This is a genomic window from Aromatoleum toluvorans (assembly GCF_012910905.1).
In the GTDB taxonomy this organism is placed as follows: Bacteria; Pseudomonadota; Gammaproteobacteria; order Burkholderiales; family Rhodocyclaceae; genus Aromatoleum; species Aromatoleum toluvorans.
On record NZ_WTVN01000023.1, the window covers coordinates 23,199 to 49,553 of the forward strand.

Annotated in this window: 22 protein-coding genes; 14 read left to right on the top strand and 8 right to left on the bottom strand. The window is 68.6% G+C overall.

Annotated features, from left to right (window positions below):
• Window positions 1–128: 128 nt before the first annotated feature.
• Window positions 129–1,559 (bottom strand): diguanylate cyclase, encoded by a 1,431-nt coding sequence (locus GPA22_RS14805; RefSeq protein ID WP_169256839.1) that lies wholly within the window; start codon window positions 1,557–1,559, stop codon window positions 129–131.
• Window positions 1,560–1,853: 294 nt separating this feature from the next.
• Here GPA22_RS14805 and GPA22_RS14810 point away from each other — a divergent pair, with 294 nt between their 5' ends.
• Genes GPA22_RS14810 through GPA22_RS14820 form a run of 3 tightly spaced genes read left to right on the top strand, consistent with a single transcriptional unit; the run spans window position 1,854 to window position 5,727 of the window.
• Window positions 1,854–3,113: a glycosyltransferase family 9 protein gene (locus GPA22_RS14810; protein ID WP_246264404.1), complete on the top strand. Its 1,260-nt coding sequence runs from the start codon at window positions 1,854–1,856 to the stop codon at window positions 3,111–3,113.
• Complete coding sequence (locus GPA22_RS14815; protein ID WP_169256840.1) at window positions 3,110–4,312, top strand: DegT/DnrJ/EryC1/StrS family aminotransferase; 1,203 nt, start codon at window positions 3,110–3,112, stop codon at window positions 4,310–4,312. Before GPA22_RS14810 ends, GPA22_RS14815 begins: the two co-directional genes overlap by 4 nt.
• Window positions 4,309–5,727, top strand: coding sequence for a B12-binding domain-containing radical SAM protein (locus GPA22_RS14820; protein WP_169256841.1), 1,419 nt, complete (start codon window positions 4,309–4,311; stop codon window positions 5,725–5,727). Before GPA22_RS14815 ends, GPA22_RS14820 begins: the two co-directional genes overlap by 4 nt.
• Before the next feature lie 31 nt (window positions 5,728–5,758).
• Here the strand turns inward: GPA22_RS14820 and GPA22_RS14825 are convergent, their stop codons facing one another.
• The gene (locus tag GPA22_RS14825) at window positions 5,759–6,115 is read right to left on the bottom strand and encodes a DUF2249 domain-containing protein (protein ID WP_169256842.1); all 357 of its coding nucleotides are present in this window, start codon (window positions 6,113–6,115) and stop codon (window positions 5,759–5,761) included.
• 330 nt (window positions 6,116–6,445) lie between these two features.
• Here GPA22_RS14825 and GPA22_RS14830 point away from each other — a divergent pair, with 330 nt between their 5' ends.
• The gene (locus tag GPA22_RS14830; RefSeq protein ID WP_343036059.1) at window positions 6,446–9,586 is read left to right on the top strand and encodes a bifunctional diguanylate cyclase/phosphodiesterase; all 3,141 of its coding nucleotides are present in this window, start codon (window positions 6,446–6,448) and stop codon (window positions 9,584–9,586) included.
• 10 nt (window positions 9,587–9,596) lie between these two features.
• On the opposite strand, the gene alr is transcribed toward GPA22_RS14830, so the two are convergent.
• Complete coding sequence (gene alr / locus GPA22_RS14835; RefSeq protein WP_169256843.1) at window positions 9,597–10,658, bottom strand: alanine racemase; 1,062 nt, start codon at window positions 10,656–10,658, stop codon at window positions 9,597–9,599.
• On the bottom strand, window positions 10,655–11,956 hold the full coding sequence (locus GPA22_RS14840) for a D-amino acid dehydrogenase (protein WP_169256844.1): 1,302 nt from the start codon (window positions 11,954–11,956) through the stop codon (window positions 10,655–10,657). Before GPA22_RS14840 ends, alr begins: the two co-directional genes overlap by 4 nt.
• Before the next feature lie 134 nt (window positions 11,957–12,090).
• Here GPA22_RS14840 and GPA22_RS14845 point away from each other — a divergent pair, with 134 nt between their 5' ends.
• Window positions 12,091–12,555: a winged helix-turn-helix transcriptional regulator gene (locus GPA22_RS14845; RefSeq protein WP_169256845.1), complete on the top strand. Its 465-nt coding sequence runs from the start codon at window positions 12,091–12,093 to the stop codon at window positions 12,553–12,555.
• A gap of 3 nt (window positions 12,556–12,558) precedes the next feature.
• On the opposite strand, the gene GPA22_RS14850 is transcribed toward GPA22_RS14845, so the two are convergent.
• Window positions 12,559–13,284 (bottom strand): hypothetical protein, encoded by a 726-nt coding sequence (locus GPA22_RS14850; protein ID WP_169256846.1) that lies wholly within the window; start codon window positions 13,282–13,284, stop codon window positions 12,559–12,561.
• A gap of 4 nt (window positions 13,285–13,288) precedes the next feature.
• On the bottom strand, window positions 13,289–13,603 hold the full coding sequence (locus tag GPA22_RS14855) for an EF-hand domain-containing protein (protein ID WP_169256847.1): 315 nt from the start codon (window positions 13,601–13,603) through the stop codon (window positions 13,289–13,291).
• Window positions 13,604–14,007: 404 nt separating this feature from the next.
• Here GPA22_RS14855 and GPA22_RS14860 point away from each other — a divergent pair, with 404 nt between their 5' ends.
• From GPA22_RS14860 to GPA22_RS14870, 3 genes are all read left to right on the top strand, one after another.
• Window positions 14,008–15,186 carry a porin gene (locus GPA22_RS14860; RefSeq protein WP_169256848.1) on the top strand — a complete coding sequence of 393 codons (1,179 nt, stop codon included), beginning with the start codon at window positions 14,008–14,010 and terminating at the stop codon, window positions 15,184–15,186.
• A 135-nt stretch (window positions 15,187–15,321) separates the two neighbouring features.
• Window positions 15,322–15,735: a TerB family tellurite resistance protein gene (locus GPA22_RS14865; RefSeq protein WP_246264406.1), complete on the top strand. Its 414-nt coding sequence runs from the start codon at window positions 15,322–15,324 to the stop codon at window positions 15,733–15,735.
• A gap of 145 nt (window positions 15,736–15,880) precedes the next feature.
• Window positions 15,881–17,515, top strand: coding sequence for a sulfatase-like hydrolase/transferase (locus GPA22_RS14870; protein WP_169256850.1), 1,635 nt, complete (start codon window positions 15,881–15,883; stop codon window positions 17,513–17,515).
• Between the two features lie 10 nt (window positions 17,516–17,525).
• On the opposite strand, the gene dmeF is transcribed toward GPA22_RS14870, so the two are convergent.
• A complete protein-coding gene (gene dmeF / locus GPA22_RS14875; RefSeq protein ID WP_169256851.1) occupies window positions 17,526–18,509 on the bottom strand; it encodes a CDF family Co(II)/Ni(II) efflux transporter DmeF in 984 nt (327 codons plus the stop codon).
• Between the two features lie 29 nt (window positions 18,510–18,538).
• Entirely contained in the window at window positions 18,539–18,859 is a 321-nt protein-coding gene (locus GPA22_RS14880) for a cupin domain-containing protein (protein WP_169256852.1), read from the bottom strand.
• Window positions 18,860–19,183: 324 nt separating this feature from the next.
• Between GPA22_RS14880 and GPA22_RS14885 the strand changes: the two genes are divergently transcribed.
• The 6 genes from GPA22_RS14885 (at window position 19,184) to GPA22_RS14910 (ending at window position 26,355) form a co-directional block, all read left to right on the top strand.
• On the top strand, window positions 19,184–20,107 hold the full coding sequence (locus GPA22_RS14885) for a hypothetical protein (RefSeq protein ID WP_169256853.1): 924 nt from the start codon (window positions 19,184–19,186) through the stop codon (window positions 20,105–20,107).
• Window positions 20,108–20,322: 215 nt separating this feature from the next.
• Window positions 20,323–21,621, top strand: a complete 1,299-nt coding sequence (gene nosR, locus GPA22_RS14890; RefSeq protein ID WP_246264417.1) for a response regulator c-di-GMP phosphodiesterase, NosR family — start codon at window positions 20,323–20,325, stop codon at window positions 21,619–21,621.
• 67 nt (window positions 21,622–21,688) lie between these two features.
• The gene (locus GPA22_RS14895; protein WP_169256855.1) at window positions 21,689–22,270 is read left to right on the top strand and encodes a response regulator; all 582 of its coding nucleotides are present in this window, start codon (window positions 21,689–21,691) and stop codon (window positions 22,268–22,270) included.
• Window positions 22,270–22,923, top strand: coding sequence for a GTP-binding protein (locus GPA22_RS14900; RefSeq protein WP_169256856.1), 654 nt, complete (start codon window positions 22,270–22,272; stop codon window positions 22,921–22,923). The genes GPA22_RS14895 and GPA22_RS14900 overlap by 1 nt, the downstream gene beginning before the upstream one ends.
• Window positions 22,920–24,107, top strand: coding sequence for a sensor histidine kinase (locus GPA22_RS14905; RefSeq protein WP_169256857.1), 1,188 nt, complete (start codon window positions 22,920–22,922; stop codon window positions 24,105–24,107). Before GPA22_RS14900 ends, GPA22_RS14905 begins: the two co-directional genes overlap by 4 nt.
• A gap of 7 nt (window positions 24,108–24,114) precedes the next feature.
• The gene (locus tag GPA22_RS14910) at window positions 24,115–26,355 is read left to right on the top strand and encodes an ATPase, T2SS/T4P/T4SS family (protein ID WP_169256858.1); all 2,241 of its coding nucleotides are present in this window, start codon (window positions 24,115–24,117) and stop codon (window positions 26,353–26,355) included.

Sequence of the window (26,355 nt, forward strand, 5' to 3'; positions counted from 1 at the left end):
CTGTGACGGTTCGTCGCGCATGCTTGCGCGAGACTTGCTCCTTTTGGATGATTATCGAGTACGGCGAGGTGAATGCAAAGCGCTGAAACGTATCCTTTTTGCAGGCGATGCGCCGCCGGGGGCGGCTTTCATGCGCAGGGCATTGCATTTCCGGTGCCGGGGAGCACTTCCAGGTACGGGAAATACTGCCGGTCGGCGCCGACGAGGTGTTGGGCGACGACGTCGTAGGCAAGGAACTCGAAGACGTCCGCCACCGGGACCTCGGCATCGTCCCGGGCGCGCTCGAACAGCCGGCCGGCCCGTTCGAGCAGCCGTCCGTGTTCGGCGGCGTGGGCTTCGCGTGCCGGAAAGCCGATGCTGCCGTGCAGGCGTTCCTCGTCCTCGAAGTGTGCGCGGATGTCCTCGACCAGCGCTTGCATCGCTTCCAGGACCTCGTCGCGCGCGGCGTGCGAGATGAGGGCATGCAGCAGCCGGTTGGCGTGCTCGAAGAGCTGCTGGTGCTGGCGGTCCACGTGCTCATTGCCGCTGCGGTAGCTGTCGCGCCAGATCAGCTGCACCGGCGAGCATGCCTGGCGCGTGCCGTCTGCCGCGTAGGCGGTGAACGGGTCGAGGACGACGCGATTGCGCCCTGCGTTCTTGGCCCGGTACATCGCGCGGTCGGCGCGTCCGAGCCAGTGTTCCAGGCTTTCGCCGCAGCGGTATTCGGCGACCCCGACGCTGATCGTGACCGGCCGGGCACTCGACAGTTGCGCTTCGGCGACGCGTGCGCACAGCTTGCGCGCGAGCAGTTCGGCTTCGCGCAGCGGCGTGTCGGGTGCGAGCACGACGAACTCCTCGCCGCCCCAGCGCGTGACCGTATCGGCGCGGCGGATGTCGCCGCGGATGCGGCGCACGAGTTCGACGAGCACGTAATCGCCGACGGCGTGGCCGAACTGGTCGTTGATCTCCTTGAAGTGGTCCACATCGAGCACGAGCAGGGACGCGGCATGGCCGTGGCGTTCGGCACGGGACATTTCCAGCAGTGCGGCGTCTTCCAGGTGGCGGCGGTTCCATGCGCCGGTGAGGCGGTCGGTGTACGCGAGGCGCTCCATCTGTTCGAGGGCGTGCAGCAGCTCGGCGTGACGCGTATCGGCGTGTTCGGCGTGTTCGGCGGGGTTGGCGACGGTGCCCGTGCGGTTGCCGATCTCGGTGGCGATCATCCCCGCAGCGATGGTCCCGCCGTCGGCGCCGCGCAGCGGGAAACGCGTGACGAGAAAGCGGCGCGCTCGCCGCCCGACGATGGCGTCCTCCTCGCCGAAGGTGACGGCAGTTGCGGCGTCGCCGCCGATGCGCAGGGCGCGCGGAACGCCGGCCGTGCGCAGAACGTCCTCCTCGTGGCGGCCCGGCAGGGATTCGGCGGGCAGGCCCAGCATCTGCGCGAAAGCGTCGTTGGCGTAGAGGTAGCTGCCGTCGTCGCCGCGAATGGCGATGAGTGCCGGTGACTGGGCAACGAGCGAATGCACGAGGGACGCGTGAGCGTTCCCGACCGGGATATCCGTTTGGGCCAGGGATTCACTCATTCAAACCGTTTCCCGTGTGCGTGAGGACGAAACCGCACTCCGTTCAGTGGCTTGCGATTGAGCCGGATTCTAGCGGTATCGGGATCGCCGTGGCGTGATTCCGGTCACGCGCCCGGGTGGGCTGGAGCAGGCCACCGTCGGGGCAAAGCGCGGTATAGTCCGCTCCGTTCAGAACCACCGGGATTGCCTGTTTGTACGCCGTTTCCATCCGATTCCGAGTGCATGCCGCAGCCATGACGGGCAGGTGCGTGCAGGTGATCCGGCGGCAGGGAGGCTTCCACCGCAGGAGCGGCCATGGTCGGTCATGAGGCGATGCGTCGCATCGACCGCTGGCTCGGTGTGCCGGTGTGTGCCGCGTTGTCGGGCACGCGGCGGATCGCGCGATGGTGGGGGGGAGGTGCGCCCGGGCGCGAGCAGGTGGTGCGGCGCGTGCTGTTCGTGCAGCTTGCCGAATCGGGGAGCATGGTCCTCGCCGATCCGGCGATGCGTGCGCTGACGGCGCGCAGCGGCGCACAGGCGTACTGCCTGACCTTCGCCCACAACCGCGACAGTCTGGCGATCGCCGGTACGGTGCCGCCCGAGCGCGTGTTCTCGATCCGGACCGCCTCGCTCGGCGTGCTGATCGCGGATACCTGGCGATTCCTGCGCGAGCTGCGGCAGGCGCGCATCGACGCGATCGTCGACCTCGAACTGTTTTCGCGCCTGACGGCGGCGCTGTGCCTGCTCACCGGCGTGCGTCGCCGTGCCGGGTTCCATCGCTTCGACGGAGTCGGCCTGTATCGCGGCGATCTGTACACGCATCCGCTCGCGTTCAACCCGCAGCTGCACATGGCGCAGAACTACCTGATGCTGGTCGAGGCGCTGTTCGCCGAAGGTGCACCGCGCGTGCCGGCGGCGATGCTGGTGCCGCGCGTGCGGCGGCGCGAGATCGGTGCCGCGGAACTGTCGGCCGTGAAGGTGCGCCTGACACCGCTGATCGGTACCGAAATCGGCCGCGAGCGCCTGATCCTGGTGAATGCCAACGCGAGCGCCATGCTGCCGCAGCGGCGCTGGCCGCAGGCGCATTTCGTGGCCCTGGTGCGTGCGGCGCTCGGGCGTCATGCCGACGTGCGCGTGCTGCTGATCGGGGGCGAGGACGACCGGGCGACGACCGCGGCGATCGCAGCGCAGGTCGCCGATCCGCGCTGCGTGGATGTCGCGGGGCGCTTCGCGCTCGGCGAGCTGCCGGCGCTCTTCACGCTGGGGGAGGTGCTGATCAGCAACGACTCGGGGCCGGCGCATTTCGCGGCGGTCACGGCGCTACCGGTGATCGCGCTGTTCGGCCCCGAGACGCCGGTCCTGTTCCGCCCGCTGGGGGATGTGACCGTGGTCAGCGCGGGGCTCGCGTGCTCGCCGTGCGTGCATGCGGGCAATCAGCGGCGCACGCGCTGCGCGGACAACCAGTGCATGCAACGCATCTCCGTCGCCGAGGTGTTCGGCGAGCTGTGCCGCGTGCTCGATGCGCGGGCGGTGGGGGCGGTGCGAAGCGCCACGCTCGTGGAGGCCGGGGCGTGATCCCGCGGCGGCGCATTCCGCTGGAGTGGGCGGATCTCGCGGACGCGTTGCGCGCGCTCGGGGGTTCGGCCGATGCCGCCGCGCAGGTCGCGGCCTTCGAACGCGCGTTCTCGGCCGAAGTCGGTGTGCCGCATGCGATTGCCACGGCGAGCGGCCGCGACGCGCTCGGCCTGATCCTCGACGGCATGGGACTGGGCGCGGGCGACGAGCTGGTGATCCCCGCCTACACGCTGGGCGAGCTGGTGCCGCTGGTGCAGGCGCGCGGCATCGTGCCGGTGCCGGCGGATGTCGATCCCGACACCTTCAACATGACGGCCGACAGCGTCGCGGCGCGTATCGGACCGCGCACGCGGGCGATTTTCGTCGTGCATCTGCTCGGCGCGCCGTGCGACATCCGCGGCATCTGCGCGCTGGCGGACGCGCGCGGCATCCCGGTGATCGAGGATTGCGCGCATGCGTTCGGCGCGCGCATCGATGGTCGCCCGGCCGGGAGCTTCGGCCGCGCGGCGCTCTTCAGCCTGGAGGCGACGAAGGCGGTCGCAGCCTTCGGCGGCGGGATCCTGGCGACGGCGGACGACGGGCTGGCCGCGGCGGTGCGGGCGCGGGTCGCGGGCCGCGCGCGGCGCGAATGGCCGGCGGTGCGCAAGATGCTGCTGAAATGCGTCGAGGAGTTCGCGGTGCGCAGTCCGGCGTACGCGATCGCCGCGCGCCTGATGTTCTCGCCGCGCAGCGCGGGCGGCTTCGACCGCCTGTACCGCCAGGCGCATGACCGGGTGCGCAGCCGCGCGGCGGCGTTCAGCGGCTTCCAGGCGCGGCTGGGGCTGCGCCGGCTCGCCCGCTCGGCCGCGCGCCAGCAGCGCCTCAATGCGCAGTGGGAGACGCTTGCGCGCAGCCTGCCGTCGCGCTTCCGCGTGCAGCGGCGCAGTGAGTGCGGCGAACCGGCCTTCTATAATTTCGTTGCGCGCTTCGACGGCGACATCGCCGCCTTGCGCGCCGCGGCGCAGCGCCGCGGGCTCGATCTGGGTATCGGCGGCGAAGTGATGGACGACACGGCGGCGATGCTCGGTTTTGCCGACTGCCCCGGCGCGGCGGCCGCGGCGGCGCAGGCGGTGCTGATTCCCTTGTACGACGGCCTGTCGGAACGGCGGTTGCGGCGGACGGTCGATATTCTCCACCGGCTCGCGGAGGAGCTCGAATGAGTGACGTGCATCCGGTTGTCGTGCTGCGCATCGACCGCGAGGCGAGGCGTCATACCGGCCATCCGCGCCATCTGCATCCGGCGCTCGACCTGAAATACGTGCAGGCCCGGCTGGAGTCGGCGCTGAAGGTCCCGGTGCCGCTGCTCGACGGCTGGCTGGCGGACTTCTCCGTTGCGGCCTTCGTCGCGCAGGCGTTGGCGCTGCGGCCGCGCGTCGCGGTGATCCGCGCCGTGACCTGGTGCCTCGAGGAGTCGGTGCAGGTGGCGGCGGCGCTGCGTGCGGCAGGCATCGTCACGATTGCGGTCGGCCAGCAGGTGCAGCACGTCGCGCGCACGGGTTTCGCCGGCTGGGACGAGGCCTACGACCTCGCCATCGCGGGCGAGCCGGAGGAGGCGGCGCCCCGCCTTGTGCTGCGGGTGCTGGCGGGCGCAGACGTGGCGGCCCTGCGGGACGAATCCCGGCAGCGCATCGCGAGCGGCGCAATCGCCCTCGTCGCGGCGCCGGACGTGTTGCCGTGGCCGCAGGTTGCGCGCGAGGAGCTGACGGCCTACGCCTTTCCGTTCCCGGTGCGCGGGCGCCCGGTGTCGCGCTGGGCTTACGTGCTGACGGCGTGGGGATGCCCGCGTCCCTGCCGCCACTGCACGGCGATCGTGCGCAAGAGCGTCGGGCGGGACCTGCGCGTGCGCACCGTCGACGCGGTCGTCGACGAGGTGCTTGCGCTGAAGGACGCGGGCGCGCAGGCGATCGCCTTCGAGGACGATTCCCTGCTGGTGCATCGCGGCCGCTTCCTGCAGTTGGCCGATACGCTGGTGCGGCGCGGGGTGGCGCTGCCGTGGATGGCGAACGCGCGTCCCGACGAACTCGACGCCGAACGCGTCGCCGCGGCGTCCGAGGCCGGCGCGGTGTTGCTCAAGGTGGGGGTCGATAGCGGTTCGGCGCGCCTGATCGAGCGTCTGGGCAAGACAGCCGACGGCGCGGGCTGGATCGCGGCGACCGAGTCGGCGTTCGAACGCCTCGACCGCGCGGGTATCGGCTCGGTGGCGCTGTTCATGGTCGGCATGCCGGACGAGACCGAGGAGGACGCGGAGGACACGCTCGCGCTGGCGCGGCGCATCCGCCCCGACTACCTGCAGATGCAGATCTACCGTCCGTATCCGGACGTGCCCCTGTGGGGAGAACTGCCCCGGCAGGTGCGCACGCATGGCGCGGACTACCATTACCTCGCGTCGGCGAGCAGCTGCAGCCGCATCCCGCCGGCGGCGGTGGCCGCCTTGCAGCGACGCTTCTATCGGACCTTCTATCTGCGCCCGGGCTTCGTCGCGCGGCATCTCGCGCGCCACTGGCGGCACTACCTGTCGAGCGCCGGACTGGCGCGCGCGCCCGGCGCGCTCGCCTATCTGCTGCGCGGCGCCTGAGCCCGGCGCGCGGCCGGGCCCGGGCGGGGGGTCAGTGGCCCGAGCAGCCGCAGCCGCCGCCACCGCCGCCGCAGCCACCGCCCTGGCGGGCCGGTGCCTGTGCCTGCGCCGGCGTCGATTCGGCGTCGCGCGGCTGCAGCTGGATGCGGAAGTCGATGACGATGTTGCCCGGTTCGCGCGCGACGTACTCGATCGCGACCTGCGCGCCGTAGCGCTGCTGGATCTGGCCGAGCAGCGGCAGGGGGTCGTGATCGTTCACGAAGCGCATCGTCTCGCCGTCCTCAAGCGATTCGAGGGCGCCGAAGATCGCGGCGTGGCGGAAGCGTTTGGCGACGCCGCGGGCGTCGAAGGGAAAGATCGCGTTGTCGAACATGGGAAGGTCGCTCATGGCTGGGGTCTCCGGGGTGGGCGGTCAAATGGGGACCGCAGGGTGCCGATCGTAGGCGGCGCACATGCCCCGCGCCTTGAGCCAGAACAAGAATCGGACCGCGTCGCACGACCCGGGAGCGCCGAATTGTTTCTTTTGGTGATATGACAATGTGCAGGTTCCGGGCGCCTGTGCTATCTTTCGGTAAAACAAGAACATATTCGAGATACGAGGATGAAGGAGCTTGGTCACCGTTCCGCCGGGGACTGCGGCCGGGATGTGGCCGTGACGACTGCCGTGCACGCAGGGCGCGGAGCGGTCCTGTCGAGGTGGGCATGAGCCGGGCGGTCGATGCGCGCTGACCCGTCCGCGGCAGCCCGCGAGCCGGGCGAGGCCCCGCCCGCGCGGAAAGGCATGCGGCTGGGCCTGCGCGGGCGCTATACGCTGTATGGCGCGGCGCTGACAACGCTCGTCGTCGTGGTGATGACGGCCTCGTCGTACTTCAACGCGCGCACGCTCGCGCACGGCATCGCCGAGGGGCACCTCGCGCAGATCGCCGCCTCCGTGTCGGAACGCATCGAACGGACCCTGGACCTCGCGCATCGCGAACTGGCGGCCCTGGCGGAACAGCCGCTGCTGTCGAACGCCCTGCTCGATTCACAGGGGCGCGACACCTACCTGAGACCTTACCTCGCCCGGCATGCCTTGCCGGTCTCCATCGACTACAACCTGGTCCTGACCGACTACCGCGGCGAACCCGTCGCCGCCCGCAAGGGGCCGCGCAGCTACCGCAGCGAGGCCTGGCTGGCGGAGCGGGTGCTGCGCGGCGAGACGTATGCGGCCATCGACCGGCGCGGCACTGATGCGATCCTGCGCATCGCCGTGCCGATCCTGTTCAGCGCCACCGGCACGTTCGAGGGCGCACTGGTGTTCGAGGCCAATCTCAGCCAATGGCTGCTCGGTGCCGGCTCGCCCTTCGATCTGCAGGACGACGGCGTGATCGGCGTGGAGCTGGCCGCCGGGGGCACTCCGCTCGTGAAACGCGCCTTTCCCGGCGAATCGACGCGGCTGGTGTCGAGTTCGCGTACCGTCAAATCCGGGCCGCCGCTGTCCGAGCCGCTGCAGGTGAAGGTCAGCATGGACGCCGAGGTGTTCGAGCAGCCGATCGAGTCCCTGCTGATCGAGCATGTGGGGTGGGGCCTGATCGCGATCCTGCTGGTCGGGGCCGCCAACGGCGTGCTGGCGCGCGCGCAGACGCGCCGCATCGAGGAGCTGGCGCAGGAGGCGGGGGTGGTCGCGCTGACCGGGCTGTCGCGCCCGGGGTTCAGCCCGGGGCGCTTCGGCAACGACGAGGTCGGCGATCTCGCGGCCAGCATCGTGAGCCTGCTCGAGGTGCTGAAGGCGCACGAAAGCGAGCTGGAATCGCTGGTCGAGGAGCGCACCGCCGACCTCAACCGCGCGCAGGCGATCGCGCACGTCGGCAGCTGGGTGTACCTGCCACGCGCGCGCAAGCTGGAACTGTCGGCCGAGGCACGCCGCCTCTTCGCGCTCGCCGCGGACCGGCCGCTGTCGTGGCAGATCCTGCTCGAGGCCGTGCACGTCGAGGACCGCGCCGCGGTGCGGCAGGCGTGGAAGCGGGTGATCGCGGGCGAAGCCTTCGACATCGAGCATCGCGTGGTGCTGGACGGCGAGGTCCGCTGGGTGCGCGAGATCGCCGAACGCATCCGGCTGCCGGGCGAGCCGCTGCGCTGCGTCGGCACGGTCGAGGACATCACCGTGCGGCGTCTGACCGAGGCGCGCATGCGCGAGGCGATGGTCGTGTTCTCGGCATCGAGCCAGGGGATCATGACGATGGATGCCGAAGGCACGATCACGTCGGTGAATCCCGCCTTTTGCCGCATCACCGGGTATTCGGCCAAGGAGGTGATCGGCCGCCAGTCCACCGTCTTCCGCTCCGAACGTCAGGAAGATGCCTTCCACGAGGCGATGTGGTCGGCGCTGCGGAGCGTCGGCGAGTGGGAGGGCGAGATCTGGAACCGGCGCCGCAGCGGCGAGAGCTACCCGCAGTGGCTCACGATGTCGGCGGTGCGCGGCGAGGGGGGCGACATCGTCGAATACGTCGCGCTGTTCAGCGACATCACCGAGCGCAAGCAGCACGAGGACGAGATCTGGCGCCAGGCGAACTTCGATGCGCTGACCGGGCTCGCGAACCGCAGCCTGCTGTACGACCGCCTCGACCGCGCGCTGGCGCAGGCACGGCGCAAGGGCTGCAGGGCGGGGCTGCTGTTCCTCGATCTCGATGGCTTCAAGTGGGTGAACGACACGCTCGGCCACGACGTCGGCGACGAGCTGCTGGTCGAGGTCGCGCGCCGCCTGCAAGGCTGCGTGCGCGAGCAGGACACGGTGGCGCGCCTGGGCGGCGACGAGTTCACGATCGTCGTCGGCGAACTGCGGGACACCGAGGACCTGCGCACGGTGGGCGACAAGGTGCTGGGGGTGCTGGCCGAGCCGATCGTGCTCGCGGGCTCGCGCCACCAGATCTCGGGGAGCATGGGCATCACGGTGTACCCGGACGACGGCGAGGACGTGCAGAGCCTGCTGCGCAACGCCGACATCGCGATGTACAAATCCAAGCAGAACGGCAAGAACCGCTTCCACTTCTACGCGCGCGAGATGCAGTCCGACGCGCTCAAGCGCATGCAGATCGAGGCGGACCTGCGCGCGGCGCTCGCGCAGAGCGAGTTCACCCTCGAATACCAGCCCATCGTCGCGGCCGACAGCGGCGAACTGTTCGGCGCCGAGGCGCTGATCCGCTGGCTGCATCCCGAGCGCGGAGCGGTGGCGCCCGCCGATTTCGTGCCGGTGGCGGAGGACAGCGGCCTGATCGTGCCGATCGGGACCTGGGTGCTGCGCGAGGCGGTGCGCCAGATGCACGAATGGAACCAGCGCGGCCATGTCCTGCCGCATCTGGCCGTGAACGTGTCGGGCGTGCAGTTCCGCGATCCGGCGCTGCCTGCGCTGATCGCGGACGTGCTGGACGATCATGCCGTGGCGTCGGGCGCGCTGACGCTGGAAATCTGCGAGTCGGTGATGGTCGATGCGAACAGCGCCACCGAGATGCGCATGCGCGCACTGAAGGAGCTGGGTGTCGACTATTCGCTGGACGACTTCGGCACGGGCTTCTCGTCGCTGTCCTACCTGAAGCGCTTCCCGGTCGATATCGTGAAGATCGACCGCAGCTTCGTGCGCGACTGTCCCGACGACCGCAGCGACGCGCACCTGGTCGAGGCGATCATCAACATGGCGCACAGCCTCGACCTCAAGGTCGTCGCCGAGGGCGTCGAGACGCAGGCGCAGGCGGATTTCCTGCGCGAGCTGGAGTGCGACTACCTGCAGGGCTACCTGATCTCGCGGCCCTTGCGTGCGGAGGCCTTCGAGGCGCTGCTGGCGCCGGGCCGCGGCTTCCGGGGCGAGCTCGCGATGGCGGGGTGAGGGCGCGGCGTCAGCCGGTGTATTCGAAGCGCACGCGCTTGACGTTGCACAGCAGCTCGTAGGCGATCGTGTGCGCGGCCTCGGCGATGCGATTGACCGGGACGTTGTTGCCCCACAGTTCGACGCGGCTGCCCAGCCGTGCCTCGGGCAGGTCGGTGATGTCGACGGTGAGCATGTCCATCGACACGCGGCCGATCAGGCGCGTGCGGATGCCGTCGACGGCGACCGGCGTACCGTCGGGCACCGTGCGCGGGTAGCCGTCGGCGTAGCCCATCGCGACGAGGCCCACGCGCGTCGGGCGCTCGGCATGGAAGCGTGCGCCGTAGCCGAGCGGTGCGCCCTCGGGAATCTCGCGGATGGCCATGATCGCGCTTTCGAGCGTCATCACCGGGCGCAGGCCGTTCGGTTCGCCCGGCATGGGGTCGGCGCCGTACAGCAGGATGCCCGGGCGCGCCCAGTCGCGGTGCGCATCGGGCCAGCCGAGGATCGCACCGGAGTTGGCGAGGCTGCGGGGGCCCGGCAGGTCGCGCGTCGCGGCGTCGAAGGCGGCGACCTGCTCGGAGGTCGCGAGCACGTGCGGTTCGTCGGCGCACGCGAAGTGGGTCATCAGCGTGATGCTGCCGACCCGGCCGTTGTCCTTGAGGCGCTGCCACGCGGCGCGCAGTTCGTGCGGCAGGAAGCCGGCGCGGTTCATGCCGCTATTGACCTTGAGCCACACGTCGAGTGGCAGTGCGGGCTTGGCGTGGTCGATGATGCGGATCTGCTCGGCGTGGTGGACGACCATCCACAGGTCGTGACGCACGACGGCGTCGAGTTCGTCGGCGTCGAAGATGCCTTCGAGCAGCAGGATCGGTTGTTCGATGCCGGCCTCGCGCAGCTCCAGCGCTTCCTCGAGGAAGGCGACGGCGAAACCGTCAACCTCGGGGGCGAGGGCGCGCGCGCATTCGACGGCGCCGTGGCCGTAAGCGTTGGCCTTGACGACGGCGAGGGCCCGGCCGCCGTGGCGGCCGCGCGCGAGGCGGTAGTTGTGACGCAGGGCGTCGAGGTCGATCAGGGCGCGGGAGGGTCTCATGCGACGGGAGAGAGGTTAAGGCCTTGGGAGCGGGAAGCCGCTACTTTGCCATAACGCGCGAGTCCCAGATCGCGATGACGGATCGCCGGCTGCTTGCCGGTGACCAGATCGGCCATCAGTTGCCCGGAGCCGCAGGCCATCGTCCAGCCCAGGGTGCCGTGGCCGGTGTTGAGGTAGAGCTGGGGATAGGCAGTTTCGCCGACGATCGGGGTGCCGTCCGGCGTCATCGGACGCAGGCCGGTCCAGAATTCCGCGGCGGGCAGGTCGCCGCCGCCGGGGAAGAGGTCGCCGACGACCATTTCCAGCGTGGCGCGGCGGCGCGGGTTGAGCGAGAGGTCGAAGCCAGCGAGCTCGGCCATGCCGCCGACGCGGATGCGGTCGTCGAAGCGGGTGATCGCGATCTTGTAGGTCTCGTCGAGCACCGTGGACACCGGCGCCTTCGCGGCGTCGACGAGCGGCACCGTGAGCGAGTAGCCCTTCAGCGGATACACCGGCAGGTCGAGGCCCAGCGGCTTGAGCATCTGGCGCGAATAGCTGCCGAGCGCGAGCACGTAGCGGTCGGCCGCGAGCACCTCGTCGCCGACCTGCACGCCGATGACGTCGCCGCCGCCCGTCAGCACCTCGCGGATGTCCTGGCCGAAGCGGAACTCGACGCCCAGCGCGCGCGCCTTCTCGGCGAGCCGCGTGGTGAACAGCTGGCAGTCGCCGGTCTCGTCGTTGGGCAGGCGCAGGCCGCCGGCGAGCTTGTCGCGCACCGCGGCCAGCGCCGGTTCGGCGCCGGCGAGCGCGTCGCGGTCGAGCATCTCGAAGGGCACGCCGCATTCCTGCAGCACCTCGATGTCACGCGCCGCGGCATCGACCTGGGCCTGGCTGCGGAAGAGCTGCACGGTGCCGCGCGTGCGTTCCTCGTAGCTGATGCCGGTGTCGGCGCGCAGGTCGCGCAGCACGTCGCGGCTGTACTCGGACAGGCGCATCATGCGCTCCTTGTTCACGGCATACCGGTCGGCGGTGCAGTTCCTCAGCATCTCGGCCATCCAGCGCAGCTGGAAGAGGCTGCCGTCGGCGCGGATCGCGAGCGGCGCGTGGCGCTGGAACAGCCACTTGATCGCCTTCAGCGGGATGCCCGGCGCAGCCCACGGGGTCGAGTAGCCGGGCGAGACCTGGCCGGCGTTGGCGTAGCTGGTCTCGAGCGCCGGGGCGGGCTGGCGGTCGATGACCGTGACCTGGGCGCCGCTGCGGGCGAGGTAGTAGGCGGTGGTGGTGCCGACGACGCCACTGCCGAGGACGAGAACGCGCATGACTGTCTCCGTGACTTTCGATTCATTGAATATCGCCAGTCTATTGATGGTTTAGTAGTGAAATTCACTTAAGTGGCTGCGCGATGAAGTGAATTTATGTATGTTTGGGCGGTGATTTCCTTCGGAACAGTGAAATGCGCGAACTCGACCGCATCGACCGCAAGATCCTCGATCTGCTGCAGAAGGACGGCCGGATTTCGATGACCGATCTGGCGGCGAAGATCGGCCTGTCGGCGACCCCCTGCACCGAGCGCGTGCGGCGCCTGGAGCGCGAGGGGGTGATCACCGGCTACCACGCGCACGTGAACCCGCACGCGCTGGGCAAGAACCTGCTGGTGTTCGTCGAGATCAAGCTGTCGGCGAAGTCCGGCGAGGTGTTCGACCGGGTGAAGAAGGAGCTGAGCTTCGTGCCCGAGGTGATGGAGTGTCACCTCGTGTCGGGCGACTTCGACTATCTGGTGAAGGCGCGCATCACCGAGATGGGCGAGTACCGGCGCCTGCTCGGGAACATCCTGCTCAAGCTGCCGTCGGCGGCGGAGTCGCGCAGCTACGTGGTGATGGAGGAGCTGAAGGAGACGCTGTACGTTCCCGCCGAATGAGCGTCAGATGAGGCCGGGAATCTCGGGGCGGAACAGCGAGTCGGCGAGCGGGGTGTCGAACTCGACCGTCTCGATCTCCGAGCGGCCGATGTAGCGGCCCATCGCGTAGTGATGCTCGATGGCGGGGTAGAGCCGGCCGTCGACGCTGCGGAAATCCTCGTACACGGTGCCGAACACCATCTCGCTGCCGCCCGGGTGGGTGAGGATGCCGCGCGAACGCAGGATGCGGCCTGAAGCCGGTTCGACTTCGGCGACGACGCGCAGGGTGTCGCCGAGCGGCATCTCGATGAAATGCAGGCGCACGTCGCCGATGAGGTGTTCGCCGCCGTCGCGCAGCCGCTCGCGCGCCGCGAACAGGTTCCACGGTAGTGCGATGCGTGCTGCCTGCAGGATCAGCGCGCCGCGAAAGGCCTCGCTCATCGGTTTGCTGCGCTGCCAGGCGACGGGGCCGTCGACGATGCGGATCTCGACGCCCGCGGCGTAGCGGATCTCGTTGCGGAAGCGCTCGGCGCCGCGATAGGCGCGCAACAGGGAGCCTTCGCCGCGGCTGAACGAGATCGTGCGTCCGCGCTGCAGGATGGAGCTCGGCAGCGTCGTCGTGCCGTAGGCGCGTTCGATGCGCTCGAGCAGCGGCCCGAGGTCGGCCGCCGCCGCCGCACCGGCGCAGGCGAGCAGCGCCGCGGCGAGCAGCAGGCGCAGCCAGCGTGCCGGGGCGGAGCTGCCGCGCATCGCGCTATTCCTTCTTCCAGCGGTCGTGGCCGATGAATTCTTCCCAGTCGATGGAGCCGTCGCGGTTCTTGTCGAGCTGGTCGAAGTTCTCGCTCAGGTAGGGGCGGCCGCTGACTTCCTCGCGCGAGAGCTTGCCGTCCTTGTTCGCGTCGGCGCCGTCGAAACGTTCGACGGCTTTCTGGCGTGCGGCGCGCCCCACTTCGCCGAGGCGGTCGTCGCGGTCGAGCGAGGGGATGCGCGACTGGGCCGTCGCGGCCAGCGGGGCGGCCAGCGCGAGCGCGAGCAGGGTGGCGGTCAGGGAATGTGCTGGGGAATTCATGATGGCCTTGATGCCGGAGCGGGGATAGCGTCGGCGTGTCGTACACGCCGGGTGTCGAAACGATGTTCCGCCAAATCCCGGGCGCTGGCAATCGCGAACGGGTAAATGGCCCCGCCCGCGCAGACCGAAGGTGTTCCAGCCTGTAACAACTGTGCCGCCGGGTGTTTCGCTCCTGTATCAAAGCGGATCACTTTTATGCGGCGATCTGCGAGTAATGAGTAGAGAAAATCAGTAAAACAGCCGGCAAATTGCGCTAATCCGGACTTGGCCCGGAGTTTGCGAAACCCCGCCCGGGCACGCCGTCTGGCGTGGCTGCGCGCACCGCAGGTCGCCCTTCGGGACAGGGGCACGGGTGCGGAACGCAAACAAACAAGGCATCAAAACCAAAGGCCAAGGAGGAAAAAATGAGGATTCGTGCGAAATCGGCGGTGTTGGGGCGGACCGCGGTCGCGGGCGCGCTGTGTGCGCTCGGGCTGGGGCAGGCGCAGGCGGTGAGCTTCTCGCAGGGCGACGCGACGCTCGACATCAACGGGACGATCAACGGCTTCTACTCGAGCCGCACGGCCGAAGTCGGCGGCGTGAAGACGACGAACTCGGCGCTCACCAACGGCCTGCTGCCGGGCTGGATCAACTTCGTGTTCACGACCAAGGTCGAAGGGCTGGACATCAAGGCGCACGTCGGCTTCGCGCCCGGCATCAACGACAAGTCGGACGTCGTCGGCCTGCCGAGCAACCCCGGCTGCAGCGGCGCGACCGGGTGTGACAGCCCGTTCACGCAGATCGACACGCGCAACCTGTACTTCCAGTTCGGCGCGCCCGACTGGGGCACGATCAAGCTCGGCCGCGACATCGGTCTCTTCGGCCAGAAGATCATCCTCTCGGACATGACGCTGCTGGGCCTGGGCGGCAACACCTTCGCCGCGACGCCGTTCAACACCACCTTCGGCATGATCGGCCACGGCTACATGTACACCGGCTTCCAGCCGCAGATCACCTACACGACGCCGACGATGGGCGGCTTCTCGGCGTCGGCCGGCATCTTCGATCCGAACAAGTTCGCCGGCAACGAGACCAAGGATCCGGGCTTCCAGGCGATGCTGAACTACGACTGGAAGGCGGGTGCGAGCACGAGCGGTTCGCTGTGGGCGGGCCTCATCAGCCAGGGCACGAGCGGCGCGGGCAGCTTCGACGCGCGTGGCTACGAGCTCGGCGGCAAGATCGGCATCGGCAACTTCGAGGCGGTGGCCTACGGCTTCGACGCGAAGGGGCTGGGCCTGTCGACGGTCGGCGCGCTGTTCTTCTCGCCCTTCGAGAAGACCAAGGGCAGGGGCTACTTCGTGCAGGGCACCTACAAGTTCGGCAAGACCAAGGTCGGCCTGAACTACGGCGAGAACCGCGACAGCGACGGCCTGCTCGCCGACACGAACAAGTTCCGCTCCGCGACCCTGGGCGTGTATCACAGCCTCAACAAGTACATCACGCTGGTGGCCGAGTACAACCGCGAGAAGGGCACGGGCGCGGACGTGTTCCCGGGCGAGCTGAAGACCCGCACGATCTCGCTGGGCGGCATCCTGTTCTTCTGATCGCGTCGATTGCGTTGCAGTATGGCCGGCGACCCGCAGGGCGGGGTCGCCGGCACCGCGGAGAAACCATTCGTTGCAGCGTGCGGTCACGGGCGCGCTATCCTTCAGCATTTTTGCGCACCCGCCTTCCTGCCGATGACCGACCCGACCGACCCCAACTACGCGGCGCAACGCGCCGTTGCCACCGAACTGGTGGCGCTGATCCTGCTTGCCGACGGCGTGCTCGCCAGCCGTGAGCTCGAGGCGCTCGACCGCCTCGGCATCCCGCAACTCCTGGGCGTCGAGCGCGACGCCCTGATCCAGGCCGTGATCGACCATTGCCGCCGCCTGCTGCAGCGCCCCGAGCGCGTCGATCCCGTACGCATGCTGGATATCGAACGCTTCGAGATGATGCTCGACCGCATCACCGATCCCGCGCTGCGCGAAACGGTGTGCCGCGCGATGCTGGTGCTGGCGAAGGCCGACGGCGTGATCTGCCAGCCCGAGCAGACGCTGCTGCGCGACGTCCTCACGCGCTGGGGCATCGCGCTGGAGCAGCTGCGCGACTGATGTCCTCGGCGCACGCCGAAAGGCGCGCGCAGGCTGCGGAAAACTCAGGGCCAGCCGTCCAGTCTACGGTCCTGACGTTGCGGTAATATTGCGCACCTTCCGGTGCGATGCCGCCGTCCGGAGGCCCGCCGGAGTCGTCCTGTCAATGCGTGTTCGAAAACTGCTCAAACCTCTGGCGATCCTCGTCGGCTGCCTGCTGTATGCCGTCCCCGACTGGCTGACCGACGAGTTCGGTTCGGTGACGATCGACCAGGTGCTCTATCACCTGCGTTTCGGCACCGAAGGCCTGATGACCAGCGATCCCGAGCTGACGCGGCGCTTCCTGTGGCGTGCCTTGGCCTTGCCGCTGGCACTGGCGCTGGTGCTGTGGGGGCTGGACGAGTGGGTGAACCGCCTGCGCGCGCACCCCGAGAAGTGGCCGGTGCCCTGGCTGCGGCGCGGATGGTACTGGCTGCGCGTGGGCATGCGCCGCGTCGGGCGCGTGCTGGTGCGCGTGACGCGGCACGGGGCGTCGCGCGCGATTCCGCTGATCGTGCTCGGGGCGGGCGTCGCCTATTTCATCGACAGCTTCTCGCTGGCGCGCTACGTGCGGGCCTATTTCGGCGAGGACTACTTCGCCGGCTCCTACGTCGATCCGGCCCGCGTTTCGATCAAGCGCGGCAAGGAGCAGCCGAAGAACCTTGTGCTGATCTACGTCGAGAGCCTCGAGAACACCTATTCCGACCCCGCGCTGTTCGGGCATGACCTGCTGCACCGGCTCAACGCCTACAAGGGCAAGCCGCGTGTGGTGTCGTTCGACAACTACCACGAGATGCGCGGCGCGCACTTCACGATCGCGGGCATCGTGTCGACGCAGTGCGGGTTGCCGCTGAAGTCGGTGGCGCTGTTCGGCGGCAACGCGCAGGGCGAGCAGATCGAGAGCTACCTGCCTAGCGCGCGCTGCCTCGGCGATATCCTCGCGAGCAACGGCTACACCAACGTCTTCCTCAACGGCTCCAGCCTCGCCTTCGCCGGCGTCGGCAAGTTCTTCAAGGATCACCATTACGCCAAGGTGATGGGGCGCGAGGAGTGGGTGAATGCGGGGGCGCGGCCCGAGCTGATGAGCGGATGGGGGTTGTACGACGACGACCTCTTCCGCAATGCGCGCGGCGAGCTCGACCGGCTGATGAAGACGAAGAAGCCCTTCAACCTGACGATCCTGACGATCGACACGCACCACCCCTACGGCCACCTGTCGGCGGCCTGCGAGCGGCAGGGCTATACGGATTTCGAGGGGATCGTCGAATGCACCGCCGGGCAGGTCGCGGACTTCATCGAGTACATCAACGCCAAGGGCTGGTCGGACCGCATCGCGGTCCTCGTGCAGGGCGACCATCTCGCGATGGGCAACACCTCGTACGACAAGCTCGTGAAGAATCCGAACCGGCGCGTGTTCAACCTGCTGATCGGCGCCGACAAGAAGCTCGTGAAGAACACCGACGAGGTCACGCACTTCGACATGCTGCCGACGATGCTGCGGGCGCTCGGCTTCGACATCGAGGGCGAGCGTGCCGGGCTCGGCTACGCGGCGATCGGCCCGGCCGTCGTGCCGCGGCCGGCGGACCGCCTCGCCCGGATGACCGAGCAGCTGATGAACTACAGCGCGACCTACCGGGCGTTGTGGGAGCTGCCCGCCACGCAGCCCGCTCCGGCCGGCGCGACGCCCGAAGGCGTCGTGGTGACGCCGGTGCCGGTGCCGCCGCGCGCGGCGGTGCAGCGCGACATCGTGCGCGAGCGCTGAGGCGCCGGGGTCAGCGCGCGTCCTGCGGGCGATTCACCTCGACCGAGATGTGGATCAGCTCCTCGTGCGGCGCCAGCGCGCGCTTGATCGAGGTCGGGGTGATCGTCGGGTCGCCGCTGAGCACGCCGACGATGGCAGCGAAGCGGTTGCGGCCGACGCGCCACACGTGCAGGTCGACGATGCGCGGCGCCTCGGGCCAGTGCGGATGGCGCGCGAGGGCTTCGCGGATCTCGCCGACGACCGGGTGATCCATCTCGCGGTCGAGCAGCACGCGGCCGGTGTCGCGTAGCAGCCCGCGCGACCAGCGCGCGACGAGCACCGCACCGACGATGCCCATCACCGGGTCGAGCCAGTTCCAGCCGTACAGCATCCCCCCGAGCAGCGCGACGATCGCGAGCACCGAGGTCGCCGCGTCGACCACGACGTGCAGGTAGGCGGCGCGCAGGTTCAGATCGTGGTGATGGTGGTCGTGGTGGTCGTGCGCATGGGCATGATCGTGCCCGTGGTGGCCATGTCCGTGGCCGCCGTGCGAGTGCTCGCCGGCGCGCGCGAGGATCAGCGCGCACACGATGTTCACGACGAGTCCGAGCACCGCGACGGCGATCGCCTCGTGGAAGCGGATTGCCTGCGGCGCGAGCAGCCGTTCGACCGAACCGATGACCATCGCCAGCGCGACGCCGACGAGGAAGATCGCGCTGGCGAAGCCGGCGAGGATCTCGATCTTCCACGTGCCGAAGGCGAAGCGCGGGTCGTCGGCGTAGCGGCGGGCGGCGGCGTAGGCGAGCGCCGAGAGGCCGATCGCGAGCGCGTGCGAGCTCATGTGCCAGCCGTCGGCGAGCAGCGCCATCGAGTTGAACCACCAGCCGGCGGCGATCTCGACGACCATCGTGATCGCGGTGATGACCAGCACGAGGCGCGTGCCGCGTTCGCCCGCGACGTTGCCGTCGTCGAAGCTGTGGTTGGACGTCCAGTATTGCGGGGATTCGGGCGACATGAAGGGCGCAGGCGTCGTTGAGCGATGGCTCAGGAGTCTACATGCACCGCGAGCCACACGGTTGCCGGTCCGGTCGATTCGACGCGATGGCGGCGGTGGGGGGCGATCGTGACCCAGTCGCCGGCCGCCATCGCCCGGCGTTCGCCGTCTTCGAACGCGAGCACCGCCTCGCCCCGGACGACGATTACCCATTCCGTCTGCGCCTGGTCGTACCAGAAACCCGCGGGGCTCGCGTGGCCGTGCGAGACGATGCGCTCGATGCGCATGCCGGGGCGTTCGAGCAGGGTGTCGAAGGCTTCGTCGCTGCCGGGCGGCGGCAGGTCGGCGTACAGGTTTCCGTGCGTGGGCATGGCGGCGGCTCGCTCTGAAATGAGGTCAAGCATAGCGGCGATGGGCCGGAGTGGGGCCGGAGTGGGGCAAATGCCCGTTTTGGGTGGGGGAAAGGACCCCGTCGGTCGCGAACCGCGTTGCGGCAGGGCGCGGGCGTCCTTGTCTGGATGGCAAAACATTAGCAAAAACAACAGATTGAGAAATCCTGCGCAGGACGTGGGGTGCTGGCATCCGATGTGCTTATTGCCGTGCAAGTGGGAAAATTTCCCACTGGCTAAGGTGAAACCCCCAACCCCTGTCAAGCCGTACGGCGGATTACGCGCCTAACTGCCCTGGAGACGAAAATGCAAGCCAATCTGAAGAAACTACGACTGCACGTGCTGGTCCTCGCCGTTTTCGGCGGTGTCGCCGCCGGTGGGGCGCTCGCCCAGACCGTGAGCGATGATCTCACCGCCGACGGGGTCAAGCTGCGCGGCGACGGCACGGTGGACAACATGCAGCCGGCCGGCGCCGTCAGCGGCGTCGATCTGCGTGGTGACGGCACCGTCGATGATACCCAGCCGGCAGGCGTTGCAGCGGGTGTGAAACTGCGCGGCGACGGCACGGTGGACGACATGCAGCCGGCCGGCACCGTCGGCGGCGTCGATCTGCGTGGTGACGGCACCGTCGATGATACCCAGCCGGCCGGCGTTGCAGCGGGTGTGAAACTGCGCGGCGATGGCTCGGTGGACGACATGCAGCCGGCTGGCGCCCTCGGCGGCGTCGATCTGCGCGGTGACGGCACCGTCGATGACACCCCGCCGGCGGGCGTTGCAGCGGGTGTGAAGTTGCGCGGCGATGGCACGGTGGACGACCACCAGCCGCCGGGCGTCGCACTCGGCGTGAAGCTGCGTGGCGACGGGAGCGTCGATGACAATTTTGGCTCGGTAGTCCGCGAGGCGGCGCGCGCGATGCGGGGAGGCAGGGCGGATCGCCCGGAAAGAGGCGAGCGCGCCGAACGCGCGGAGCGTCCCGAGCGTCCCGAAGTCGAGCGTGCAGAGCGCCCGGAACGGGTCGAGCGCGCAGAGCGCGTGGAACGGCCTGAGCGAGTGGAACGCGTCGAAAGGGTCGAACGGGCCGAGCGGGTTGAGCGTCCCGAGCGCGTCGAGCGTGCCGAACGCGTGGAGCGCCCTGAGCGGGTCGAACGTGCGGAACGCGTGGAGCGCCCGGAACGCATCGAACGTCCGGAAAGCGTCGAACGTCCGGAAAGCGGCGAGCGCCGCGGCTGAGTTCGCGCAAGTCTTCGGCGCCGGTGGCACGCACCGCCGGCGCTGCGTTCAGCGGCTCCGCTTCAGTTCGAACAGTGGCACGGCATCCGGCTGATCATGTCGGGGCGATCGGAATAATGTCATCGAATTGCGCAGGCTATAATCTGCGCGCGACAGCAACCCCTTCGCCCCCGCATGCCGGGGCATGCATAGCGAGATCGAACGGAATGACGGAGATGTCGGGTGTGGCGCCGAGCATTTTGCTGGTGGACGACGAGGCGAGCATCTTGTCCTCGCTGCGCCGGCTGTTGCGGCCGTCGGGCTACACCATCCATCTGGCGGAAAGCGGGAAGGCCGGCCTCGAAGTGCTGGAGCGGGAGCACATCGATGTCGTCATCTCGGACATGCGCATGCCGGAGATGGACGGCGCACAGTTTCTCGAGCATGTGCGAACCCGCCGCCCCGAGGTCATCCGGCTGCTGCTGACCGGCTATGCCGACATGAGCTCGACGATCGATGCGATCAACCGCGGCGAGATCTACCGCTACATCGCCAAGCCCTGGGACGACAACGACCTGATGCTGATCCTGCGCGATGCGCTGGAGCGGCGCCGCCTGCAGAGCGAAAACGAGCGCCTGCAGGCGCTCACGCAGGCACAGAATGCCGAATTGAGGGAACTGAATTCGGGGCTCGAGCGCAAGGTGCAGGAGCGGACGCGCGAACTCGAGCAGGCCAACGCCTCGCTCAAGGGCGCCAACGAGCGCCTGAAGCAGAATTTCCTCGTTTCGATCAAGACTTTTTCGGGGCTGATGGAACTGCGCAGTGGCGGCGTGGCGGGTCACGGCAGACGGGTCGCGGATCTCGCGCGCAAGCTGGCCCTGCGCCTCGAAGTGGATGCGCGGGAGCAACAGGATGTGTTCTTTGCCGGGTTGCTGCACGACATCGGCAAGATCGGGTTCTCCGACGCGATGCTCGCGAAACCGGTTGCGCGGATGACCGGCGAGGAGATGGCGCTGTATCGCAAGCATGCGCTCGCGGGCGAGGCGGCGCTGATGCCGCTCGATGAGCTCAAGGGGGCGGCACAGATCATCCGCTCGCACCATGAGCGCTTCGACGGTCAGGGTTTCCCCGACGGTTTGCAGGGCCTGGCGATTTCCGTCGGCGCGCGCATCCTCAGCGTCGTCAATGATTACGACGGGCTGCAGATCGGCACGCTCGCCGACAAGCGCCTGAACCGCGACGAGGCGCTGGCGATGCTGGTGCACGCGCGCGGCAAGCGCTACGATCCGCAGGTCGTCGATGCGTTCGTCGAGCTGCTCGGCGGGGTCGCGCAGGAGCCGCCGTCGCGCGACATTGCCGTCGCCGCGATCGACCTGCGGCCGGGCATGGTGCTCGCGCGCGATCTGGTCGGGCGCGATGGCGCGCTGCTGCTCGCGGCGGATTACATTCTCGACGAGTCGCTCGTGCGCCAGATCCAGAACTATGCGCGCCGTGAAGGCATCCCCCTGGTGCTGCATGTGCGAGGCGACAAGTGACGAGGGAAATGAACGAAAAGCCGCGCGGTCGGCCTGCGCGTCCGTGCGGCGATACCGAGGAGGACCGATGAGCCGAATCCTGATCGTCGATGACGAGGAAGCAATCCTGAAATCCTTGCGCCGGCTCTTGTCGCTGACGCCGTGTGTCGTCGGCAGCAGGGTCTATTCCCTGCACGTGGATACCTTCAGCGTTGCCGCCGAAGCGCTGGAAAAGGCGCGCCACACCGCCTATGACCTCGTGCTTTCCGACTACCGCATGCCGGGCATGGATGGCGTCAGCTTCCTGAAGGCGTTCCGCGAGATCCAGCCGGATGCCGCGCGCCTGATCCTGTCCGGCTATGCCGATCTCAACGGCCTGATCGGCGCGATCAACGAGGCGGGCATCAGCCGTTTCATGTCCAAGCCGTGGAACGACTACGAGCTCGTCGCCGCGATCGGGCAGGCGCTCGCGCTGCGCGAGCTGACGCTCGAGAACCAGCGCCTCGCCGACCAGGCGCGCGTCGCGATGGGCTCCTTGTCCGCCGCCGAGCTCGAGCGGCGGCGCCTCGAGGCCGAGGAGCCGGGCATCACGCACGTGATCTGGGGGGAGGACGGCTCGGTGCTGCTCGACGAATCGCTGCTCGACGAGTCGGGCCGGGAGCGGAGCTGATGCCCGAACTCGAGCGCGAGAGCGGGCGCCTGACCTTCAAGCTCGTGTATTACGGTCCGGCCCAGGGCGGCAAGACCACCAACCTGATGCAGCTGCATGATCGGGTCGGTGCCGAGATGAAGGGCGAGCTGATGACGCTCGAGACGCAGAACGACCGCACGCTGTTCTTCGACCTGCTGCCGCTGGGTTTTCGTGCCCCGTCGGGACTGACGATCCGCTTTCGCCTGTTCACCGTGCCCGGCCAGGTGGCCCACGACGGCACGCGCAAGGCCGTGCTGTCGCGCGCCGACGGCGTCGTGTTCGTCGCCGATTCGCAGCGCACCGAATCGATCAACAATGGCGAGTCCTTCCAGAACCTGGTCGAGAATCTCGGGCGCGTCGGGCTCGATATCGATCGTCTGCCGCTCGTGGTGCAGTTCAACAAGCGCGACCTGCGGACGATCCTGAGCGAGGAGGAGGTGCGCGAGCGCTACGCGGGGGCGCCGTGGCCGCTGGTGTTCGCGTCGGCGATCCGTGGCGAGGGCGTGCTGCAGACCTTCGCCGCGCTGCTGCGCGGCGTGTGGCGCGGCTACGCACGGGAGCTCGAACTCGACACCACTCACGGCCTGAGCGAGGCGGCTTTCGTTGCCGCCGCCACGGGGGATATGCAATGAGCGTCGAGCCGGGATTCGATCGCGAATTCGTGCTGGCCGAGCTGATCACGCCGCGCGACGCCGACGAGATCTGCGCCCAGCTCGCGACCGTGCTGGGTCTGCCCGTGGCGATGCTGGACGCCGCAGGCGTCCCGTTCGGCGGCGACGCGGCGGCCGGGCGCAGTGCCCGGGCGCCGCTGACGCTGGAGCTCGAGCCGGTCGGCTTCCTCGCCTGCGACTGCGACACCGCGGCATTGAAGGGCGCCGCGCGCGTCGTGCGCTGGGGCTTGCTGTCGCGGGCGCGCTTCCGCATGGTGTCCGACCTGCACCTCGAGGCGGTGCGCGCCGACTATGCGAAGCTGCAGCAGCAGAACGAGGCCCTGAAGGCGTCGGAGGCGAAATACCGCGAGCTCGCGGAGGTGCTTGATGCCAAGGTCAAGGAGCAGGTCAGGATCATCGACGAGCGCCAGCGCCAGCTCTACCAGGCCGAGCGCCTCGCGTCCATCGGCCAGCTCGCGGCGGGCGTGGCGCACGAGATCAACAACCCGCTCGGCTTCGTGACCAGCAACCTGTCGGTGGCCGAACGCTACGTCGCCCGGTTCGCCGCGCTGCGCGATGCGGTGCCTGCAGACACCTGGAAGGCCGCCGACCTCGACTTCGTGCTGGACGATTTCGCCGAACTGCTTACGGACTCGCAGCAGGGGGTCGCGCGCATCGCGCGCATCGTCAAGGACCTGAAGGGGTTTTCGAGCGTCGATCAGCCCGACGTGCAGCTCACCGACCTCAACGCCCAGCTCGAATCGCTGTTTGCGGTGATCGCCGGACAGCAGCCCCCGGGGGTGACGCTGAAGAGTGAGCTGTCGCCGTTGCCGCCCGTGATGTGCCTGCCGGGGCTCCTCAACCAGGCGTTTCTCAACGTGCTGCAGAACGCACTGCAGGCGGTGGGCGAGGGTGGTAGCGTGACGCTGCGCTCGGCGGCCACCGACACCCACATCGTCGTGCAGGTCGATGACGACGGCCCGGGGATCGCCGACGAGGTGCTGCCTTACATCTTCGATCCCTTCTACACGACGCGTGGCGTCGGTGGCGGCACCGGCCTGGGCCTGACCGTCGCGCGCGACATCGTGGTCACCCATGGCGGCACGATCGCCGCGATCACGCGCCCGGAAGGGGGCGCACGGGTCACGGTGGAGCTGCCGCTTTAGGAAACCGATGAGCAATTACGCCGCCTTCTTCACCGGCCAGAAAGACGCCGCCCCGCCGGCCAGCACCGCTGCCGCGGCACGGGCGCGCTACCGCATCCTGTTCGTTGACGACGAACCGGCAATCCTGAAGGCGCTGGTGCGCATCTTCCGCGGCCAGGCGTACGACATCCTGACCGCGTCGAGCGGCGCGGAAGCGCTCGCCCGGCTCGCCGAGGGGCCGGTGCAGGTCATCATCAGCGATTACATGATGCCGGGCATGAACGGTTCCGAACTGCTCAAGCAGGTCAAGGCGCGTCATCCGGACACGATCCGCATCATGCTCACCGGCCACGCCGACACCGGTGCGGTGATGGGGGCGATCAACGACGGCGCGGTGTACAAGTTCATCCTCAAGCCGTGGAACGACGACGACCTGCGGGTCACCGTCTCGCTCGCGCTCGAGCAGTTCGACCTCGTGCAGAAGAACCGTGCACTGACCCAGGAGAACGCGAAGAAAACCAAGGAGATCTCGGCGCTGTCGCGCATGGCGGTATCCAACCGCAGCCAGCTCGGTACGATGCTGCACAAGAAGGGGCTGATCACCAGCGCGCAGTGGCAGGAGCTCGCCCGTCAGCAGGGCATCCAGAAGGAGCCGCTGATCCGGCTCCTGCTCGATCGCGGCTGGGTCGCGGAACAGGCGCTGCGCAAGATCCTGCGCGAGGATCTGCTGGTCGAGGAGGTCTCGCTCGGCGAATTCCGCGTCGATCCGGCCGTTGCCGACCTGATCCCGCGCAGTTTCTGCCGCAAGCAACTGATCGTGCCGCTCAAGCTCGAAGGCCGGCGCTTGCTGCTGGCGGTTGCCGACCCGATGGATGCCGGCCTGCTCGACGATATCCGGTTCACCGCCGGCCTCGACCTCAGGGTCGTGATGGCGGACTCCGCGGCGATCGAAGCGAAGATCGCCGAGGTCTATGGCAGCGACGACGGCGTCGACATCCGCGACATCGCGACCATGGTCGGTGGCCCCGATCCGTACGAGGGCATCGAGATCGTCATCGACGACGACGAGGCCGTGCCGCTCGACGAACTGCTCGCCGCCACCAACGAGCCGCCTGCGATCCGGCTCGTGAATGCGATCCTGCTCGAGGCGATCCGGCTGGGCGCCTCCGACATCCACATCCAGCCCAAGACCAAGAACGTCGTCGTGCGTCTGCGCATCGACGGCGTGCTGCAGGACAAGATCCAGATCCCGCACGCGCTGCACAGTCCGCTCGTGTCGCGGCTGAAGATCATGGCCGAACTGGACATCTCGGAGCGCCGCCGTCCCCAGGACGGACGCATCACCGTGAAGTCGCCGCTGCGCATCGTCGACCTGCGCATCTCGACGCTGCCGACGATCAACGGCGAGAAGGTCGTGATGCGCATCCTCGACCGCAATTCCCAAGTCCTCAGCCTTGCCGGCCTCGGCTTCGGCGAGGCCGGCCTGGCCAAGGTGCGGGTGATGGTCGACAAGCCGCAGGGCCTGCTGCTCGCGACCGGCCCCACCGGCAGCGGCAAGACCACGACGCTTTACTCCCTGCTGCAGGCCAACGCCTCACCCTCGAAGAACTACATCACCATCGAGGACCCTGTCGAGTACTACCTCGATAATGCGGGACAGGTTCTGGTGCGCGAGAAGATCGGCCTCACCTTCCCCGTCGTGCTGCGTTCCATCCTGCGTCAGGATCCCGATGTCGTACTGATCGGCGAGATCCGGGATTACGAGACGGCCGAAGTTGCATTCCATACCGCATTGACCGGGCATCAGGTACTATCGACGTTGCATACGAACTCCGCGCTTGCAACGATCGCCCGGCTGCTTGATCTGGGCCTCAAGCCGTTCATCGTCGCCAGTGCGCTTGAAGGCGTGATTGCCCAGCGCCTGGTGCGTCGGATCTGCCGCCAGTGCCGGCGCGAGGTCGCGGTGGACCGGACCCTGGCAGCCCGTCTGGGGCCGCGCTTCGGCACGCTGCAGGCTGCGTTTGGGGGGGAGGGCTGCGTCCAGTGTGGCGGAAGCGGCTACTACGGGCGGCTCGGGCTGTACGAGATCCTGTTGCCGGATGAACACATGCGCGACCTGATTACCCGTGGTGCCACCATCCGCGAAATGACTGCCCACGTGCGTTCGACCGGGCACGAGTCGCTGTGGGACGATGCACGCAAGAAGGTCGCCCTCGGTGAAACCTCGCTCGAGGAAGTCCTGCGCGTTCTGGGTCCGGAACCGGAATGA

Bases quoted from the DNA above. Each gene is read 5' to 3' on its own strand.
- GPA22_RS14840 (WP_169256844.1), bottom strand. From the start codon at position 11,956: ATGCGCGTTCTCGTCCTCGGCAGTGGCGTCGTCGGCACCACCACCGCC.
- GPA22_RS14845 (WP_169256845.1), top strand. From the start codon at position 12,091: ATGCGCGAACTCGACCGCATCGACCGCAAGATCCTCGATCTGCTGCAG.
- GPA22_RS14880 (WP_169256852.1), bottom strand. From the start codon at position 18,859: ATGCCCACGCACGGAAACCTGTACGCCGACCTGCCGCCGCCCGGCAGC.
- GPA22_RS14820 (WP_169256841.1), top strand. From the start codon at position 4,309: ATGAGTGACGTGCATCCGGTTGTCGTGCTGCGCATCGACCGCGAGGCG.
- GPA22_RS14910 (WP_169256858.1), top strand. From the start codon at position 24,115: ATGAGCAATTACGCCGCCTTCTTCACCGGCCAGAAAGACGCCGCCCCG.
- GPA22_RS14895 (WP_169256855.1), top strand. From the start codon at position 21,689: ATGAGCCGAATCCTGATCGTCGATGACGAGGAAGCAATCCTGAAATCC.
- GPA22_RS14830 (WP_343036059.1), top strand. From the start codon at position 6,446: ATGCGCGCTGACCCGTCCGCGGCAGCCCGCGAGCCGGGCGAGGCCCCG.
- GPA22_RS14885 (WP_169256853.1), top strand. From the start codon at position 19,184: ATGCAAGCCAATCTGAAGAAACTACGACTGCACGTGCTGGTCCTCGCC.
- GPA22_RS14900 (WP_169256856.1), top strand. From the start codon at position 22,270: ATGCCCGAACTCGAGCGCGAGAGCGGGCGCCTGACCTTCAAGCTCGTG.
- GPA22_RS14855 (WP_169256847.1), bottom strand. From the start codon at position 13,603: ATGAATTCCCCAGCACATTCCCTGACCGCCACCCTGCTCGCGCTCGCG.
- GPA22_RS14865 (WP_246264406.1), top strand. From the start codon at position 15,322: ATGACCGACCCGACCGACCCCAACTACGCGGCGCAACGCGCCGTTGCC.
- GPA22_RS14905 (WP_169256857.1), top strand. From the start codon at position 22,920: ATGAGCGTCGAGCCGGGATTCGATCGCGAATTCGTGCTGGCCGAGCTG.
- GPA22_RS14805 (WP_169256839.1), bottom strand. From the start codon at position 1,559: ATGAGTGAATCCCTGGCCCAAACGGATATCCCGGTCGGGAACGCTCAC.
- nosR (WP_246264417.1), top strand. From the start codon at position 20,323: ATGTCGGGTGTGGCGCCGAGCATTTTGCTGGTGGACGACGAGGCGAGC.
- GPA22_RS14860 (WP_169256848.1), top strand. From the start codon at position 14,008: ATGAGGATTCGTGCGAAATCGGCGGTGTTGGGGCGGACCGCGGTCGCG.
- GPA22_RS14850 (WP_169256846.1), bottom strand. From the start codon at position 13,284: ATGCGCGGCAGCTCCGCCCCGGCACGCTGGCTGCGCCTGCTGCTCGCC.
- GPA22_RS14825 (WP_169256842.1), bottom strand. From the start codon at position 6,115: ATGAGCGACCTTCCCATGTTCGACAACGCGATCTTTCCCTTCGACGCC.
- GPA22_RS14870 (WP_169256850.1), top strand. From the start codon at position 15,881: ATGCGTGTTCGAAAACTGCTCAAACCTCTGGCGATCCTCGTCGGCTGC.
- alr (WP_169256843.1), bottom strand. From the start codon at position 10,658: ATGAGACCCTCCCGCGCCCTGATCGACCTCGACGCCCTGCGTCACAAC.
- dmeF (WP_169256851.1), bottom strand. From the start codon at position 18,509: ATGTCGCCCGAATCCCCGCAATACTGGACGTCCAACCACAGCTTCGAC.
- GPA22_RS14810 (WP_246264404.1), top strand. From the start codon at position 1,854: ATGGTCGGTCATGAGGCGATGCGTCGCATCGACCGCTGGCTCGGTGTG.